The organism is Leisingera sp. JC1, from assembly GCF_001679925.1.
In the GTDB taxonomy this organism is placed as follows: domain Bacteria; phylum Pseudomonadota; class Alphaproteobacteria; order Rhodobacterales; family Rhodobacteraceae; genus Leisingera.
Genome location: NZ_LYUZ01000092.1, coordinates 65,578 through 82,181, shown reverse-complemented (window position 1 = coordinate 82,181; position 16,604 = coordinate 65,578). Strand labels below are relative to the sequence as shown.

The following is a 16,604-nucleotide window of genomic DNA, read 5'->3' as shown; positions in this document are numbered from 1 at the left end:
GGTTATCTTTCCGGTTGCTGGGGTTGATATAACAGCTTCACCCCGTTTTTGAACAGCATATGGACCGGCCCGCCGCCGGTTTTTGCCTCGATCTGCATATTGCCTGCGGTCAGCACGCCGATGTCGCCGGTCGCGCGGACCGGTCCGGGGCTGCTGGCTGACAAACCGCTGAGAATGGAATTCAGTTCCTCGGTTTCGACGACCAGACCATCGGCCGAGGTAATTACAACATTTCCTGTAAAACGGGCGGTGTCCTGGGCCGGGTTGATGGCTCCGGTTTCGGAGGCCAGCGTGATCTTGCCGCCCTCTGCCAGATTGATTTCCGCGGACATGTCGCTGGCTATCGCGGGCGCACCGTTACGGCCAGGGCGGGCCGTGGAGGCGGTCACCAGAATCTCGTCGCCTTTTGCGGTGGTGCCGGAAAAGAAAGGAGCGGTGACCAGCTGGCCTCTCATCCGGTCCTCGATTTCCTTTTGCGCAAAGGGGATCACCGCATCCGTGTTCAGCCCGCGCGAGATCAGGAACAGCGTTGACAGCAGAACCAGTGCCGCCAGCGGCAGCAGCACCTTGAGATATGCGACGGCTCTGGAATGGCTGTCCATGATGCGCTCCCGGGCCCCGTGTCAGCCCAGTCCTGCGCGCAGGCAGTCGTGGATGTGGAGGAGGCCCTCGGCCTTTCGGCCATTGTCCGGATCGACAACGAACAGGCAGGTGATCTTGCGCTGGTTCATCACCGCGACGGCTTCTTGCGCCATGGCGCCGGGGGCAATGGTGGCAGGGCCTGTGGTCATTACTTCAGCTGCGGTCTTTTCCAGCAGCCCGTCCATATGGCGGCGCAAGTCGCCGTCGGTGATGATGCCCGCCAGTGATCCATCGGCAGCAGCAACGCCAGCGACGCCGAACCCCTTCTGGCTGATTTCGATCAGCGCGTCGGCCATCGGGGTGTTCTCGGAGACCAGCGGCAGCGCGTCATCGGCGTGCATCAGGTCGCGTACCTTGCTGAGCTGCGCACCGAGTTTGCCGCCCGGGTGGAAGTCGCGGAAGTTCTCCGGGCGGAAATCGCGGTGTTTCATCAGCGCAATCGCCAGCGCGTCGCCCATTGCCTGGGTCAGAGTGGTGGAGATCGAGGGCACCATGCCGAACCCGCAAGCCTCGCCCATCGAGGGGATTTGCAGGTGGACATCCGCCTGCTTCATCAGGGTGCTGTCCATCTTGCTGGACAGCCCGATCAGCGGAATTGCAAAGCGGCGGGTGAAGGCCAGAAGATTGGCCAGTTCCGGTGCCTCGCCCGAGTTTGAGATCGCCAGAACAACATCACCTTCGGACAGCATGCCCAGATCGCCGTGACTGGCCTCAGCCGGGTGAACGAAATAGGCGGGCGTGCCGGTGGAGGCCAGTGTTGCCGCGATCTTGTGGCCGATATGGCCGGACTTGCCAATGCCGCTGACGATGATGCGGCCCTTGGCTTGCAGGATCAGCTGCACGGCTTCGGCAAAACGCTCATCCAGGCCTTCGGCCATCGCGTTGAGTGCCTTGGCCTCATCTGTGATCACTTGCCGGGCAGTGACGAGGAATTTTTCTGTATCGGTCATGAGTGGGCAAATATGTCGATTTCGGGCCAGCCGGCCAGATCCAGCTTGGCGCGCATGGGGAGGAATCCGAAGCAAGCCTGGGCCATTTCGGTGCGGCCCTCGCGGGCCAGGCGCTTGTCCAGCGCGTCGCGCAGCTTGTGCAGGTGGAGGACGTCGGACGCCGCATAGTCGAGCTGCGCATCGGTCAGTTCTTCTGCGCCCCAGTCGCTCATCTGCTGCTGCTTGGAGATGTCGATACCAATCAGTTCCTGGGTCAGGTTCTTGAGCCCGTGGCGGTCGGTGTAGGTGCGCACCAGACGGCTGGCGATCTTGGTGCAGTAGACCGGTGCAGCCAGGGCGCCGAAAGCGTGGTACATCGCGGCGATGTCGAAGCGGCCGAAATGGAACAGCTTCAGCACATTCGGATCTTCGAGCATCCGGCACAGGTTGGGAGCCTCGGTCTGGCCTTTTTCCACCTGAACAATATGGGCATTGCCGTCGCCGCCGGACATCTGGATCACGCAGAGACGGTCGCGGTGGGGGTTCAGACCCATGGTCTCGCAGTCAATGGCGACAACGGGACCGAGATCCAGCCCGTCGGGCAGGTCGCTCTTGTACAGGTAATTGGCCACTGGAATTCCCTTTTGATATTCACCGCACCGGGGCTGTTGCAGAGGAAATAGGCGCTTTGGCCTGCAAACTCAACTGCGCGAAGGCAAGCTGGTTTACGCGGGCCGAGTATCCACGCAGTGGCTCTGGGAAGAGGCTGCGGATTGTCATTCTTGGGAAATGGTGCCCAGGAGAGGACTCGAACCTCCACGTCCATACGGACACTAGCACCTGAAGCTAGCGCGTCTACCAATTCCGCCACCTGGGCAGGTGTCGTGGAGAGGGCGTATAAGATGGTTTGCCGGGGCCGTCAAACGGAAAAGGTGGGCAAAGCCAACTGCTGCGCGCGCAATAAATCGCAGCTTTGGGCGTAAGTGGGCGCTTTCAGCCGTTATGTGACAACACGGACTGATTGCCGGGATTTGCATTCCGTTTTGGAATGAAGCCAGTACGCAAACTCATTGGCTTCAAGTTCCGTATTCGCGGATAAAGACATGGTCAGTCAGCGTAAGGAGGCCGCATGGACCGCGCCCAGATCGTGCATCAGAACTTCCTGGACCGGGTCAAGGCCGGGAAACTGCCCGCTGGTGCTGCGCCAGGTGGGCCGCTTACGGCGGCGGAAGCCGTTTCCGCCTTTCGCGCTCAGGTGCTGAGCCGGGCGCTGGACCTGACCAGCCGGGACATGCAGAAAGCGGGGCAGGGGTTCTACACCATCGGCTCCTCCGGGCATGAGGGGATGGCGGCGGTGGCCCGCGCCCTGCGTCCCGCTGATATGGCATTCCTTCATTACCGTGACGCCGCGTTTCAGATCGCCCGCGCCGATCAGGTGCCGGGGCAGCGTATTGCCTGGGACATGCTGCTGTCCTTTGCCTGTTCCAGCGAAGATCCGACGTCCGGCGGGCGGCACAAGGTGCTGGGGTCCAAGGCGCTGATGATCCCGCCGCAGACCTCGACCATTGCCTCGCATCTGCCCAAGGCTGTGGGTGCCGCCTATTCCATCGGTGCAGCCAAGCGGCACCAGCCGGAGCATCAGCTGCTGCCGGAGGATGCCATCGTCATGTGTTCCTTCGGCGATGCTTCCGCCAACCATTCGACGGCGCAGGGGGCAATCAACACCGCAGGCTGGACCTCGGTTCAGTCGACGCCGCTGCCCTTGCTGTTTGTCTGCGAGGACAACGGTATCGGCATTTCAACCAAGACGCCGAAAGGGTGGATCGAGGCCTCGATGTCGGGGCGGCCGGGCATCAAGTACTTCAAGGCAGACGGGCTGGATATCTACAACGCCTACGCGGTGGCGCAGGAGGCGGCGGAGTATGTGCGCACGCGCAAGAAGCCCGCGTTCCTGCATCTGCGCACCGTGCGGCTGTATGGCCATGCCGGGGCGGATGTGCCGATCACCTATATGGCCAAAGCTGAGGTGGAGGCGGATGAAGCCAATGATCCGCTGCTGCATTCGGTGCGGCTGATGGATGAGGCCGGCGCGCTGCGTCCCGAGGACGCGCTGAAGGTCTACACGGACACCTGTGCGCGGGTGGAGCGGATCCGGGCGGAAGCGGTGACGCGGCCGCACCTGAAAACAGCGGATGACGTTGTGGCGAGCCTGATCCCGCCGAAGCGAGAGTGTGCGCCGACCAATGGCCCCAGTGCCGAGGCACGGGCCGCAGCGTTTGGCAGCGACATGCGCGCGATGGAGGAGCCGCAGCCGATGTCGCGGCTCATAAACTGGGCGCTGACCGACCTGATGCTGGAGCATCGCGGGATCGTCATGATGGGCGAGGATGTGGGCCGCAAGGGCGGGGTTTATGGCGTCAGCCAGAAGCTGCAGCAGCGGTTTGGGCCGGACCGGGTGATCGACACGTTGCTGGACGAGCAGTCGATCCTGGGACTGGCGATCGGCATGGGGCATAACGGCTTCCTGCCCATCCCGGAGATCCAGTTCCTTGCCTACCTGCACAACGCCGAGGACCAGCTGCGCGGTGAGGCGGCGACCTTGCCGTTTTTCTCGAACGGGCAGTTCTCCAACCCGATGGTGCTGCGGATTGCCGGGCTGGGCTACCAGAAAGGGTTTGGCGGCCATTTCCACAACGACAACTCGCTGGCGGTGCTGCGCGATATTCCGGGGCTGGTGATTGCCTGCCCGTCGGACGGGGCGGAGGCGGCGATGATGATGCGCGAGTCGGTGCGGCTGGCGCGCGAGGAGCAGCGGGTGGTGGTCTTTGTCGAACCTATCGCTCTCTATCCGATGCGCGACCTGCACGAGGCCAAGGACGGTGGCTGGATGCGGACCTACCCGTCGACGGACCGGCGGATTGGCTTGGGTGAGGTGGGTGTTCATGGCGACGGCACCGATCTGGCCATCGTGACCTATGGCAATGGGCGCTATCTGTCTGCTCAGGCGCAGGCGGAGCTGGCGGCGAAAGGCGTCGATACGCGGATCGTCGATTTGCGCTGGCTGGCGCCCCTGCCGGAGGCGGCGCTGCTGGAGGCGGTCGAGGGCTGCAAGAACGTTCTGATCGTCGATGAATGCCGTATCACCGGCAGTCAGTCGGAGGCGCTGATGGCGCTGTTTCTTGAACGGAGCGGTGTTCCGGCGGCCCGGATTGCTGCCAGCGATTGCTTCATTGCAACCGGGCCTGCCTATGGTGCCACACTGCCGTCGAAGGAGAGCATTGTTGCGGCTGCATTAAATTTGGCAGGAGACAAGAAATGACCCGTACCGCTGTTCTGATCTGCCCGGGCCGGGGCACCTACAACAAGGCGGAGCTGGGCTATCTGCACCGCCACCATGCCGGCAAGGCGGCGCTGTTTGCGGGCTTTGATGCGCAGCGGCGGGACGCCGGGCAGGAAGAGGTCACCGCGCTGGACGGGGCCACGCGGTTCTCCGTGTCGAAGTATTCGCGTGGGGATATTGCCTCGCCGCTGATCTATGCGTCCGCATTGGCGGATGCGCAGTCCCTGGCGGAGGATATCGAGGTGGTTGCAGTCACCGGCAACTCGATGGGCTGGTATATTGCGCTGGCGGCGGGTGGAGCGCTGAGCGCGGCGGACGGGTTCGAGGTGGTGAACACCATGGGCACGCTGATGCAGGAGCAGCTGATCGGCGGCCAGCTGGTCTATCCCTTTGCTGGGCCGGACTGGCAGAACGACCCCGCGCGCAAGGCGGAGCTGCTGGTGCTGGCTGCAGAGATCAATGCGCGCGAGGGGCATAACCTGGCACTGTCGATTGATCTGGGCGGGATGCTAGTGCTGGCCGGAAACGAGGCCGGGCTGGCGGCGTTTGAAGGCGCAGTGCCAATGGTCGAGGAACGTTTCCCGATGCGGCTGGCCAACCACGCGGCGTTTCACACCAGCCTGCAGGCGCCGGTGGCGGAAGAGGGGCGCAATCGGTTGGGGGCGGAGATGTTCACTCAGCCGGAGGTGCCGCTGATCGACGGGCGCGGGCAGATTTGGTGGCCGGGTGCCACGGATACACAGGCCCTTTGGGATTACACCCTGGGTCATCAGGTGGTGGAGCCCTATGATTTCACCCGCGCGGTGCAAAATGCGGCCTGTGAGTTTGCGCCGGATCTGTTCATCGTGACCGGCCCGGGCACCACGCTTGGCGGCGCGGTGGCGCAGTCGCTGGTGCAGGCTGGCTGGCAGGGGATGACCGGGAAGGACGCCTTTAAGGCGCGCCAGGCCGGGGCACCGCTGCTGGTTTCGATGGGGGATGCGGCGCAGCGTTCCTTGGCGGCGGGCTGATTGAGCGGCGCGAGGAGCTCCCGCGGCTGTTACCTGCATCACAGATGCCGGCAAGGCAGTTTTGGGCGCGGCACTGCCCTGCGGGCAGTGCCGAAGGGGTTTGCTGAGAAGGCCTTCAGGGGCAGGTTTGCCCTGAAGGCCGTGTTCCAGTTTGGTTCGTCATCCCCGCCTCAAGGGTGAACCGCGCATAGCGCGGCGGCTGCGCCGCCCTTGACCCGGTGCTGAACAGGGACAGGGTTACTCCGCAGCAGCCTGGGAACTCCCGGCCGCCTGAATTGCAAAGCAGCTGACGGGCTGGGAGACGTTGTGCAGGCTGACTGCACCCAGCGAGAGGCCTTGAGACGGGTCGCTCAGGATGTCGCGGCTTACGACAATGGAGTGATTTGCGGCCTTGCCATAGTCACCGAGGCGGGCGGCGATATTGGCAGCCTGGCCGATTACTGTGAAATCCAGCCGCTCGCGCGAGCCGATATTGCCATAGGTCACCCGGCCGTAGGCGATGCCGATGGCGGCTTCGCAGCGGTGGCCGTTTTCTGCCCGGGCAATTTCCTCCAGCCGCGCAACGATGGCGCGGGCGCTGTCCAGCGCCTGGGCGCGGGCCTTGTCCGGATCGCTGCCGGCCGGGAAGACGGCCAGCACAGCGTCACCGATGAATTTCAGTACCTCGCCGCCGTGATCATGCACGATGGTCGAGGCGGTCTCGAAGAATTGGTTCAGCAGTGCGATATAGTCCCGGCGGCCCAGCTGCTCTTCCAGCCGGGTGGAGCCGCGCAGGTCGCAGAACATGATTGCAGCGTCGATCTCGTCGCCGTCGCCGCGGCGGATCTCACCGCCGAGCACCCGGGCGCCGGTGCGTTTGCCCACATAGGTTTCCAGCAGTGCCTGGGCGTTTTCGCGCTGCATGAAGATCTCGTAATAACGCGCGATCACCCCGGAGCATTCGAAGATCAGGCCCAGATTGGCGGTGGAGAAGCCGTTCGGGTGATCGCTGGTCAAGGTCAGCACATTGATGCGTCCGTCGGAGAACCGCAGCGGCATTGCGACATAGTCGGTGGCGCCGTCCTTGCGCAGGTCTTCTAGGATCGGGAAGGCATCGTCAGTGCAGCAGGCGTCCAGCCGGTGCCGCACCCCGCCCAGACCGTTGGATACATGGCGCAGCGGGCTGTTCTGATACGCGGGGTGGTCGTGGATTTCGTAGGAGGGAGCGTAAGTGGTGACCTCGCCGGTTTTTTTCTGCCAGATGTAGTTCTTGCCTGCTATCAGCGGGTGCAGAGACCAGGCCATGACCGAGAGGCGGGACAGGTAGATGCCTTGCTCGACAAGTTTTTCTGCCAGGGCAGCGGTCAGTTCCTCCGGTGTCGGTACGGTGAAGGCGTCGCGCAGCAGCCAATCGATCACCGGACCGGAGATATTGCCGTAGTCGGGCATCTCCACGGTGTTGCTGCCGAAATCAAATTCAACCTCAGCGCCGGGCATGAAGCCGATGTGGCCGGAAATGGAGGCGGCCTCGGGCATGGCGTCCTCGTAGGCCCAGACACCGTTTTGCACAGCACTGCCGGGCAGCAGTACATCCCGGTAGCTGGCGGTGCCCTTGAAAGGGCAGAAAGTTTGCAGGGGAGTGTGGGCGGACAGCGGCGCGGTCACGTCGTCCGCCGGAAAATAGACCGCAGGCGGAAGGCGGGTTTCATACATCACCTTGGCCCGGGCGCTTTGCGCCAGAACAATGCCGTTGCGCCGGGCGGTGACCAGGCCTTGCAGCGGTTCGACAACAATGCCGTAGCCCCGGTTGCGGGTTTGCACCTGTGCATCCATCCCTAGATTCCTTGTCCCTTGAGCCGGTGAAACGGCAAAAACAGGACCGGCCGGTGCAGGCCGGTGCTGATGTATCTGGTGACTGCGGGCGGAATTTCCAGTGGCGGACACATGATATTGAGCGGAACGGAGCGGGGTCAGACCATGCGGATCACATCTTTGCTGATCGCCAGAACATAGCCGCGTTTGGCAATGTTCTTGACCAAAAGCTCGCTGACCATCTGGTTGCCCAAGGTGTCGCGCAGTCGTTTGATCCGGGTGGCGCCTGCGGCCTCCTCGCAATCGGAGGAGGTGCGACCGGAAATCACCGCCTCGATCTCGGCGCCGGACAGCACGTCGTCGTCCAGCCGGGCCTCGGCCAGCACCGAGAGAGTTTCCATCGCAGCAGGCGTAAGCTTGAACCCCATGCTGTTGAGGTAGACGGTGTTCTCATCGCGGCTGATCAGCAGCTCGTTTACTTGAATGCCGGAGCGTTCGATCTGGGCCATGCGGCGGTTCAGCATCACCAGCATGCCAAGCACGGCCAGCGCAGCCACCATCATTGCGGTGGCAAAAACCAGCAGCACAAAGATCACCATCCGGTAGCTGGTGAGTGTGTCGGCAAAGGCGGTGCCGGACTGGGCCAGGATTTCAAGCAGCTTGATTTCGGCCTGGGTGGTCAGGTCGTTTTCCACGAACAGCTGCTCGACCCGGGCGTTGAAGGCATTGGCGTCAGGCAAGGTCAGCAGCAGAACCGTGCCGGCAATAACCAGCAGGGCGACGATGGCGGCGATACCGAGAGTAATGACCCTGCTGCCGGCGGCACGGGCTTCAGAAACTGAGATAGTAGGGTCCGGCATCAGCCTTCCTTTGCTGCAGGCCTTCGGGGCCGAAGACGGAGAGGACATTCAACAGCGTCCACCCGGCCGGGGCAATACGGGCCTGGATTTCACTGCGGGCGGCCTGTTTCTGGCAGGCGCCGGACAGCTGAATCACACCGTAGTGCAGGCGCAGCGGATTGTCCTGCTTGGCCTTGTAATCGGCATAGCAGTCAGCGGCCTGTGCCGGGGCGGAAAGCGCCAGAAGGAAAGCCGCAAGGGCGGGGATCAGAAGGGTTTGTTTCATGGGAGCATCCTGCGTCCGGACCGCTTGAAATTCAATAACCGCAGGGGGTTGGAATAAGTGATATCCGATAACAAACCACCGATATTGCCTGTCTGAAGGGGACGGGAGCAGGTTGAGCGCATCAAACGCATTTTGCGTTCCGCACATTTCCTAGAAAGGTTCAGATATGGCCCAGACATGCCGCCCCCAGCCGCACCGCAAATTCATAGCCCTGATCGTTGCAGCCGCCATTGCGATTACCGGCTTCTCGGCAGCCCCTGCCCGCGCTGACAATGATGTTGCAAAAATTCTGGGCGGCTTGGCGCTGCTTGGCATTCTTGGTGCGGCCATCAAACATTCCAGGAATAAAGATGATCACGCGGTGACCCGCACTTATAACCCGCCGCAGAACCACAGCCATAACAACCACAGGCACCAGGGCCGCAACCGTCACGACGGCCACATCAAGCCGCTGCCGCGGTCCGTGCGCCGATATGATCTGCCGGCGAATTGCGTCCGCTATTTCCCGCGCTACAGCCAAAACCGTCCGCTGGCAGCGAAGCGCTGCCTGGACCGCAATTATGGCTACACGCACAATCTGCCGCAGGTCTGCAAGGTGACGTTCTGGAACGGTCAGCGCAACCGTACCGGGTACAAGCCTGGGTGCCTGAAGAAACATGGATACCGGATGGTGAACCGGTAAGCCGGATAACGGGTTCGGGCAGCAGCAAACTGGGGGGCTCCGGCCCCCCTTTTTTGTCTGCTTGCATCATATGCCGGAATTAGCATTGTCAGGGGCATGACACAGCCGGATTACAGTCTTGAAGCCGAGGCCCGCGAAAAAGGGTTTCTCAGAATTGCTGGGGTTGATGAGGTTGGCCGCGGCCCGCTGGCCGGTCCGGTCACGGCTGCAGCGGTGGTGCTGGATTTTGGCGCAATCCCCGAAGGGCTAAACGACTCCAAAAAGCTCAGCCTGAAAAAGCGGGAGGCACTGGAGGGGCATATCCTGTCTTCGGCCCAAACGGCCATTGCCCATGCGACGGTTGAAGAGATTGATTCCCTGAACATTTTGCGTGCGTCGCATCTGGCAATGGAGCGGGCGGTGGAGGCGCTGGATCCGCAGCCGGATTACCTGCTGATTGATGGCAACCTGCTCCCCAAGGGGCTGGCCTTACCGGCAGAGGCCGTAGTCAAGGGGGATGCCAAATCGGTGTCGATCGCGGCAGCTTCGATTTTGGCAAAGCTGGCGCGAGACAGGATCATGGTGGATTTGGCGCAACAGTTCCCCGGTTATGGCTGGGAGAAAAATGCAGGCTATCCCTCGAAACAGCATCGGGATGCGCTAGTTCAGCTGGGCGTAACCCCACATCATCGGCGCTCATTCAAGCCAGTACACAATATCTTGTATCAAGAGTGAACCGTAGGGCGTTGTTATAATAAACAAATTGACCTCGAATCCGCGATGACTCATCCTGTGGACAACCTAATGAGCGCAAAAATGCGCCGCGGTTATGAGGCAGAGCAATGAATAAAACCATGACAAAGGGCGCGGCAGCGCTCCCTTTAAACACGATTATTGGCGGGGACTGCGTCGAAGCGATGAACAGTCTGCCGGCCAATTCGGTTGATCTGATCTTTGCGGATCCGCCGTATAACCTGCAGCTCAAAGGCCAGCTGCACCGTCCCGACAACTCCAAAGTTGACGCAGTGGATGACCATTGGGACCAGTTTTCCAGTTTCGCGGCCTATGACCAGTTTACTCGTGAGTGGCTGAAGGCCGCGCGCCGGGTGCTGAAGCCGAACGGGTCGATCTGGGTGATCGGCTCCTACCACAACATCTTCCGAGTCGGCGCCGTGCTGCAGGACGAAGGCTACTGGGTTCTGAACGACGTGATCTGGCGCAAGTCGAACCCGATGCCGAACTTCCGCGGCAAACGCTTCACCAACGCGCATGAAACGATGATCTGGGCGTCCAAGTCCGAGGGTGCCAAGTACACCTTCAACTATGAAGCGCTGAAGGCGCTGAACGAGGGCATTCAGATGCGCAGCGACTGGGTGCTGCCGATCTGTACCGGCCACGAGCGCCTGAAGGATGAAAACGGCGACAAGGCGCATCCGACGCAAAAGCCGGAATCGCTGCTGCACCGGATCCTGGTCGGCGCGACCAACCCGGGCGACGTGGTGCTGGATCCGTTCTTTGGCACCGGCACCACCGGTGCGGTGGCCAAGATGCTGGGGCGCGAGTTCATCGGGATCGAGCGCGAGGAAGCCTACCGCAAGGTGGCGGAGAAGCGGATCAAGGCGGTGCGCAAGTTTGACCGCGAGGCGCTGGAGGTTTCCGCCAGCAAGCGCGCGGCGCCGCGGGTGCCGTTCGGCCAGCTGGTGGAACGCGGCATGCTGCGCCCGGGCGAGGAGCTCTATTCGATGAACCGCCGCCACAAGGCCAAGGTGCGGGCAGACGGCACCCTGATCGGCGACAACATCAAGGGGTCCATCCATCAGGTGGGTGCGCATCTGGAGAATGCCCCGTCCTGCAACGGCTGGACCTACTGGTGCTTTAAGCGTGACGGCAAGACCGTGCCGATCGACGTGCTGCGCCAGCAGATCCGGGCGGAAATGCAGAACTGACGCCCCCGGAGCTATTCAGAACACAACAGTCTATTGCAGGCGCCTGCGCGATTTACGCAGGCGCACACCTTGCCCCGCCTGGAAAAGGCGGGGTTTTTTGCATGTATGCGGTTTGATGGGCTATTCCCTGATTGACGCAGGATCACTATTTGAAGTGCGATGCCTGCCGCAGCCAGCGGGAAGAGGGAGAGCCAATGACCGATACGGCGTTTGCAACCGGAACCGGAACTGCCAGAGCAGCAGAAGAAGCAAGCAGCCGGGAGCTCTCTGCTGCAGAAGGCAGGTTTGCTGAAGCTGCGTTGGACGCGCACAAGCGGCGCGGGCTGCAGCTGGCTGTTCGCGCGCGGTGGATTGCGCTGCCGATTGTTGCGGTATTCATCGTCTTTCTGAACCCTGTCTGGAGCGTGCTGTACTACCACGGGCTCCTTGCGCTTCTGTGCCTGAACGGCTGGTTCATCAGCCGGGCCGGAAAGGTTGGCAAATCGCGGCTGGAACTGTTCCTGATCTTCCTTGACCTTGCGGTCATGACCTTTGCGCTGGTTGTGCCCAACCCATTTGATGCCCGTGAAATTCCTGCGGCGATGCATTACAGGTTCGACAACTTCCAGTATTTCTTCATCATACTTGCCGCGGGCACCATGGCCTATTCCTGGCGCACGGTGATTGCGATCGGCACCTGGACCGCGATGATGTGGCTGAGTGCGCTGGGGCTGGTCTGGTGGTTCTCCAGCCCGGTTCCTGGCCTGACGGAGGCTGTTGGCGCCGCCCTTGGGTTTGAGCCGGAACTGGCGCAGTTCTTTGACCCGAACAGTTTTGTGGTAAAGTTGCGGGTGCAGGAAGCGCTTGTCTTTATCCTGGTGGCAGTGACGCTGGGATTCTCGGTGCGCCGGTTCAACGGGCTCTTGCGCAGCAATGCCAGCCTGGAAAGGGAGCGGGCGAATCTATCGCGCTACTTCTCGCCCAACGTTGTCGAACAGCTGTCCCAGAACGATGAGCCGCTGAAGCAGGTGCGCAGCGAGAACGTCGCGGTTCTGTTCATCGACATCATCGGCTTTACCCGGCTGTCAGCAGGCATGGATCCGCATGCGGTGATTGATCTCCTGCGGGAATTCCATGGCCGGATGGAGCGGGAGGTTTTCCGCCATCACGGCACGCTGGACAAGTATCTGGGAGACGGGCTGATGGCGACCTTTGGCACGCCGGTGGCTGGCAAGCAGGACGCCACGAATGCGCTGGCCTGCGCCCACGCGATGCGGGCTTCGCTTGCAAGATGGAACCGGGATCGCGCCAAACAGGGGAAGCCCGAAATCCGGGCCGGGATCGGTATTCATTATGGCGAGGCTTTGCTGGGCGATATCGGTGCCAACCGGCTGGAATATGCGGTCCTGGGCATGACGGTGAACATCGCCGCGCGGCTGGAGAACCTGACGCGCAGGCTGCAGGCCAGTATTGTTGTCAGCGAAACGATGGCCGCGCAGGTCAAGATTGAACTGGCCGGGCTGGATCTGCTGGACGGTGCAGCTCGTCATCCGGATCAGGAAGTGCGCGGGCTGGATCGGCCGATGACAGTTCTGGCCTGGGCGTAGATCCTAACGCGGCATCGGGTTCTGGGCCTTGTTATAGGCGTGCCAGTCGGTGATTTCGGGATAGTAAGTCTGCCGCCAGCGGCGCACCCGCGGGTTCATCACCCGCCGCCACAGGGGCGGGATCATCGCGGCAATGGTCATTACCGGATAGCCGTATGGCAACTGCGGGGCGTCGGCCTCGGTGTAGTTCTGCAGCAGCGGAAAGCGGCGGTTCGGCTTGTAGTGGTGGTCCGAGTGGCGCTGAAGGTTGATCAGCAGCCAGTTCGATGCCTTGTGCGCCGCGTTCCAGGAATGGCGCGGCTGGACCGGCTCGTATTTGCCCTCGCCCAGATGTTTGCGGGTCAGCCCGTAGTGTTCAACATAGTTGACCACTTCCAGCTGCCAGATCGCGGTGCCTGCCTGAACCAGGAAGAGGAGGATACCGGTCAGCCCGCCGAGCATCAGGGCCAGCAGCAGCATGGCCGCCTGCAAGGTCCAGTAGCGGAAGAACGGGTTGGAGCGGTCGGTCCACGGACGGTTCTTCCTGGCAAGCTTCTCTTTTTCGACACGAAAGGCGGAGTGCCAGCATTGCCGCAGAACACGAGGATAGAAGCGATGGAAACCCTCGTTGTAGCGTGCCGTGACCGGATCCCGCGGTGTGCCGACGTAGCGGTGGTGCACCAGCAGATGTTCGGAGCGGAAGTGTGAGTACAGAACCATCGCCAGCAGGATATCCCCCAGCCAGCGCTCCACCCGGCTGGACTGGTGCATAAGCTCGTGGCTGTAGTTGATGCCAACGGCGCCGGTCACAACGCCAACACCGAAGAAGGCTGCAAATTTCTCGAAGCCATTCAGGTGCTCTGCACCGCTGACGTACCAGATCAGGCCGAACAGCGTAATGAACTGAAGCGGCACCCAAGCGGCTGTCAGTGCCTTGTACCACTTGAGGTCGTTGTCCGGTGTTTCCGGGTCAGCGTTTTCCAGGTTGAGCCCGAACATCCCATCCAGCACTGCAAACAGGTGCCAGGTTACCAGCGGCGGCAGCAGCAGCGCCCAGCCGCCCTGCAGCGCCGCAATCCAGATCAGCGGCAGCAGCAGGAAAGACATCCAGAACGGCAGGGCGCTTTGCCAGCGGGCAAGGGTTTCGGGGGCAATCATGCCGGATCTCCCAAATCAGTCAGCGCGCGTTTGGGAAACCCTATGCCCAGACATTTGAAAACCCAAGAGGAGCGCAGGGTAACCTAGCGGCCTTTATAGAGATCGAAGGCTTTGCGCATCACCGTTGGCAGGCCGGAGGGGCGGAAATGGTGGCGTGCAATCAATTCCTGCTCTGCACCTTGATTGAACCCGCCAGGCAGTTCTGCGGTCATGATACGGAGGATCAGGTGAAAATGGGTGAAGGTGTGCCGGACCTCGCCAGCCAGTTCCTGCCAATCCGCTTCAAAAGGCGGATTCGGGGTGGGGGTATCGCTCCAGTCAGAGCCAGGCCAGCCCAGCATACCCCCCAGCAGCCCCCTGTTCGGGCGCCTTTCCAGCAGCCAGGTTCCATCGGCGGTTTCTGCCAAATACACAATGCCGTGCCGGGTGGGTTTCGGTTTCTTTGGCGTCTTTTTGGGCAGTTCAGCCGCTGTTCCGGCAATGCGGGCCGCGCAGGGGGCGCGCCAGGGGCAGATGCCACAGGCCGGATTGCGGGGGGTGCAGATGGTGGCGCCCAAGTCCATCACCGCCTGCGCGTAATCGCCGGGCCGCTGCACCGGAGTGAGCTCTGCTGCGCGGTCTTTTAGCACCGGTTTGACGCCTGGGAGCGGGTCGTGGATGTCGTGGACACGGGCCATCACCCGCTCAACATTGCCATCCAGCACAGTCTCAGCCCGGTCAAAGGCGATGGAGGCGATGGCCGCAGCGGTGTAGGGGCCGATGCCGGGCAGTTTGAGCAGGCCCTCGTAGCTGTCCGGGAAGATGCCGCCGTGATCCTGTGCCACCGCGCGGGCACATTTCAGCAGGTTGCGGGCACGGGCATAGTAACCGAGGCCGGCCCATTCGCTCATCACGTCAGCGTCTTCCGCGGCGGCCAGATCCAGAACCGTTGGCCAGCGGCTGATGAAGCGCAGGAAATAATCCCGGACGGCGGCCACAGTTGTCTGCTGCAGCATCACCTCGCTGAGCCAGACCCTGTAGGGATCCGGGCCGGCACCTGCGGCGCGGTCCGCCGGGCTGACACGCCAGGGCATCTCGCGGGCATGAACGTCATACCATGCAAGCAGCTCTTCGCTCATCGCAGCGGAATCGCTCTCTAAGTCACGCATTCGTTATTCCTTGGGCGGCGGTTTGGCTGGCGCCTGCATAACCGCTCTTTACAATAGGGCGGGCAGTCGAGCAAAACCTAGATCATGGCATTCAGGCGCAGCACCACACGCGGGTTCTCCCGGACCTCCAAGCTCCTCAGCGAGCAGATCCGCAAGGCGGGTGAAAGCCGCGGCTTCGCGGTCTCACGCCTGCTCACCCATTGGGAGGAGATCGCCGGGCCGGATATTGCTGCGATGGCGCGGCCGGTGAACATCGGCTACGGGCGGGGCTCCTTTGGCGCGACGCTGACGGTTCTGACCACCGGGGCCAATGCGCCGATGCTGGAAATGCAAAAGGAACGCCTGCGCGAGCGGGTGAATGCGGTCTATGGCTTCAACGCCATTTCCAAGGTGCGGATCACGCAAACGGCACCGACGGGATTTTCTGACGGCCGCGTGGAATTCAAGTATGCCCCCAAAGTGCAAGCGCCGCTGCAGCCGGATCCGCAGGATGCGGCAGAGGCCAGCAAGGCCGCCGAAGGGGTGGAAAATGACGATTTGCGCGCCGCCCTGGAGCGTCTGGGGCGCAATGTGCTGACAAAACAGAAAACGCAAGGAAAGGGGTTCAAATGACCCGTTTGATGTCTGGTGTCGTGGCTGCGGTTGCGGTGGTTGCGGGCGGTTATGCCCTGTCGGGTTTGGGCAGCCAGAGCAATCTGCCGTCAAATCCGCTGGTCGGCGCGGCAATCGCGCAAGAAGCCGAAGTGGACACCTCGACCATCACCGAGATGACTTTGGGTGCCGAGGACGCGCCGGTCACGCTGATCGAATATGCTTCCTACACTTGCCCGCATTGTGCGAATTTTCACAACAACACCTTCAAGCAGCTGAAAGCGGATTACATCGATACCGGTAAGGTGAAGTTCATCTACCGCGAGGTCTATTTCGATCGTTACGGGTTGTGGGCCTCGATGATTGCGCGCTGCAGCGGGCCGGAGAAATTCTTTGGCATTTCCGACCTGATCTACAAGGGGCAGTCGGAATGGGCGCGGGCCGGCGGTGCGCCTGAGATCATTGACGAATTGCGCAAGATCGGCCGCCTGGCTGGCATCGAAAACGACCAGCTGGAGGCGTGCCTGCAGGATGGCGAGAAGGCGCAAACCCTGGTGACTTGGTATCAGGAGAATGCAACCGAGCATGGGATCGAATCCACCCCGTCCTTCATCCTGAACGGCGAGAAGGTTTCGAACCAGTCCTACGACGAGTTCAAGAAACTGCTGGATGCCGAACTGGAAAGCTGAACGTCAGCA

16 protein-coding genes and 1 tRNA gene are annotated in these 16,604 nt (G+C 61.8%); 8 read left to right on the top strand and 9 right to left on the bottom strand.

Annotation, left to right across the window (positions count from 1 at the left end; genetic code table 11):
• Positions 1 to 2: 2 nt before the first annotated feature.
• The 4 genes from lptC to A9D60_RS13115 form a co-directional block, all read right to left on the bottom strand.
• A complete protein-coding gene (gene lptC / locus A9D60_RS13130) occupies positions 3 to 602 on the bottom strand; it encodes an LPS export ABC transporter periplasmic protein LptC (protein ID WP_065268024.1) in 600 nt (199 codons plus the stop codon).
• Between the two features lie 21 nt (positions 603 to 623).
• On the bottom strand, positions 624 to 1,592 hold the full coding sequence (locus A9D60_RS13125) for a KpsF/GutQ family sugar-phosphate isomerase (protein WP_065268023.1): 969 nt from the start codon (positions 1,590 to 1,592) through the stop codon (positions 624 to 626).
• Positions 1,589 to 2,203, bottom strand: a complete 615-nt coding sequence (locus tag A9D60_RS13120) for a ribonuclease D (RefSeq protein ID WP_065268022.1) — start codon at positions 2,201 to 2,203, stop codon at positions 1,589 to 1,591. Before A9D60_RS13120 ends, A9D60_RS13125 begins: the two co-directional genes overlap by 4 nt.
• A 158-nt stretch (positions 2,204 to 2,361) precedes the next feature.
• A tRNA-Leu gene (locus A9D60_RS13115) sits at positions 2,362 to 2,448 on the bottom strand.
• Between the two features lie 252 nt (positions 2,449 to 2,700).
• Between A9D60_RS13115 and A9D60_RS13110 the strand changes: the two genes are divergently transcribed.
• Both A9D60_RS13110 and A9D60_RS13105 read left to right on the top strand, forming a co-directional pair.
• The gene (locus A9D60_RS13110; protein ID WP_065268021.1) at positions 2,701 to 4,890 is read left to right on the top strand and encodes a dehydrogenase E1 component subunit alpha/beta; all 2,190 of its coding nucleotides are present in this window, start codon (positions 2,701 to 2,703) and stop codon (positions 4,888 to 4,890) included.
• A complete protein-coding gene (locus A9D60_RS13105) occupies positions 4,887 to 5,921 on the top strand; it encodes an acyl carrier protein (protein ID WP_065268020.1) in 1,035 nt (344 codons plus the stop codon). The genes A9D60_RS13110 and A9D60_RS13105 overlap by 4 nt, the downstream gene beginning before the upstream one ends.
• A gap of 237 nt (positions 5,922 to 6,158) precedes the next feature.
• On the opposite strand, the gene A9D60_RS13100 is transcribed toward A9D60_RS13105, so the two are convergent.
• From A9D60_RS13100 to A9D60_RS13090, 3 genes are all read right to left on the bottom strand, one after another.
• The gene (locus tag A9D60_RS13100) at positions 6,159 to 7,733 is read right to left on the bottom strand and encodes a DUF427 domain-containing protein (protein WP_065268019.1); all 1,575 of its coding nucleotides are present in this window, start codon (positions 7,731 to 7,733) and stop codon (positions 6,159 to 6,161) included.
• Positions 7,734 to 7,870: 137 nt separating this feature from the next.
• A complete protein-coding gene (locus A9D60_RS13095) occupies positions 7,871 to 8,572 on the bottom strand; it encodes a winged helix-turn-helix domain-containing protein (RefSeq protein ID WP_065268018.1) in 702 nt (233 codons plus the stop codon).
• Positions 8,544 to 8,837, bottom strand: a complete 294-nt coding sequence (locus tag A9D60_RS13090) for a hypothetical protein (protein WP_039184832.1) — start codon at positions 8,835 to 8,837, stop codon at positions 8,544 to 8,546. Before A9D60_RS13090 ends, A9D60_RS13095 begins: the two co-directional genes overlap by 29 nt.
• Before the next feature lie 298 nt (positions 8,838 to 9,135).
• On the opposite strand from A9D60_RS13090, the gene A9D60_RS13085 reads away from it, so the two are divergent.
• The 4 genes from A9D60_RS13085 (at position 9,136) to A9D60_RS13070 (ending at position 13,030) form a co-directional block, all read left to right on the top strand.
• Positions 9,136 to 9,519, top strand: coding sequence for a hypothetical protein (locus A9D60_RS13085; protein WP_368072346.1), 384 nt, complete (start codon positions 9,136 to 9,138; stop codon positions 9,517 to 9,519).
• A gap of 96 nt (positions 9,520 to 9,615) precedes the next feature.
• Complete coding sequence (locus A9D60_RS13080; RefSeq protein WP_065268016.1) at positions 9,616 to 10,233, top strand: ribonuclease HII; 618 nt, start codon at positions 9,616 to 9,618, stop codon at positions 10,231 to 10,233.
• A gap of 107 nt (positions 10,234 to 10,340) precedes the next feature.
• Positions 10,341 to 11,444, top strand: coding sequence for a site-specific DNA-methyltransferase (locus A9D60_RS13075; protein WP_019297600.1), 1,104 nt, complete (start codon positions 10,341 to 10,343; stop codon positions 11,442 to 11,444).
• Between the two features lie 194 nt (positions 11,445 to 11,638).
• Positions 11,639 to 13,030, top strand: a complete 1,392-nt coding sequence (locus A9D60_RS13070) for an adenylate/guanylate cyclase domain-containing protein (protein WP_065268015.1) — start codon at positions 11,639 to 11,641, stop codon at positions 13,028 to 13,030.
• A 3-nt stretch (positions 13,031 to 13,033) separates the two neighbouring features.
• On the opposite strand, the gene A9D60_RS13065 is transcribed toward A9D60_RS13070, so the two are convergent.
• Complete coding sequence (locus tag A9D60_RS13065) at positions 13,034 to 14,167, bottom strand: alkane 1-monooxygenase (RefSeq protein ID WP_065268014.1); 1,134 nt, start codon at positions 14,165 to 14,167, stop codon at positions 13,034 to 13,036.
• 83 nt (positions 14,168 to 14,250) lie between these two features.
• Positions 14,251 to 15,315, bottom strand: a complete 1,065-nt coding sequence (gene mutY / locus A9D60_RS13060) for an A/G-specific adenine glycosylase (protein WP_065268013.1) — start codon at positions 15,313 to 15,315, stop codon at positions 14,251 to 14,253.
• A gap of 84 nt (positions 15,316 to 15,399) precedes the next feature.
• Here mutY and A9D60_RS13055 point away from each other — a divergent pair, with 84 nt between their 5' ends.
• Positions 15,400 to 15,927 carry a DUF721 domain-containing protein gene (locus A9D60_RS13055; RefSeq protein ID WP_019297604.1) on the top strand — a complete coding sequence of 176 codons (528 nt, stop codon included), beginning with the start codon at positions 15,400 to 15,402 and terminating at the stop codon, positions 15,925 to 15,927.
• Entirely contained in the window at positions 15,924 to 16,595 is a 672-nt protein-coding gene (locus A9D60_RS13050) for a DsbA family protein (RefSeq protein WP_065268012.1), read from the top strand. The genes A9D60_RS13055 and A9D60_RS13050 overlap by 4 nt, the downstream gene beginning before the upstream one ends.
• The last annotated feature ends 9 nt before the right edge of the window (positions 16,596 to 16,604 follow it).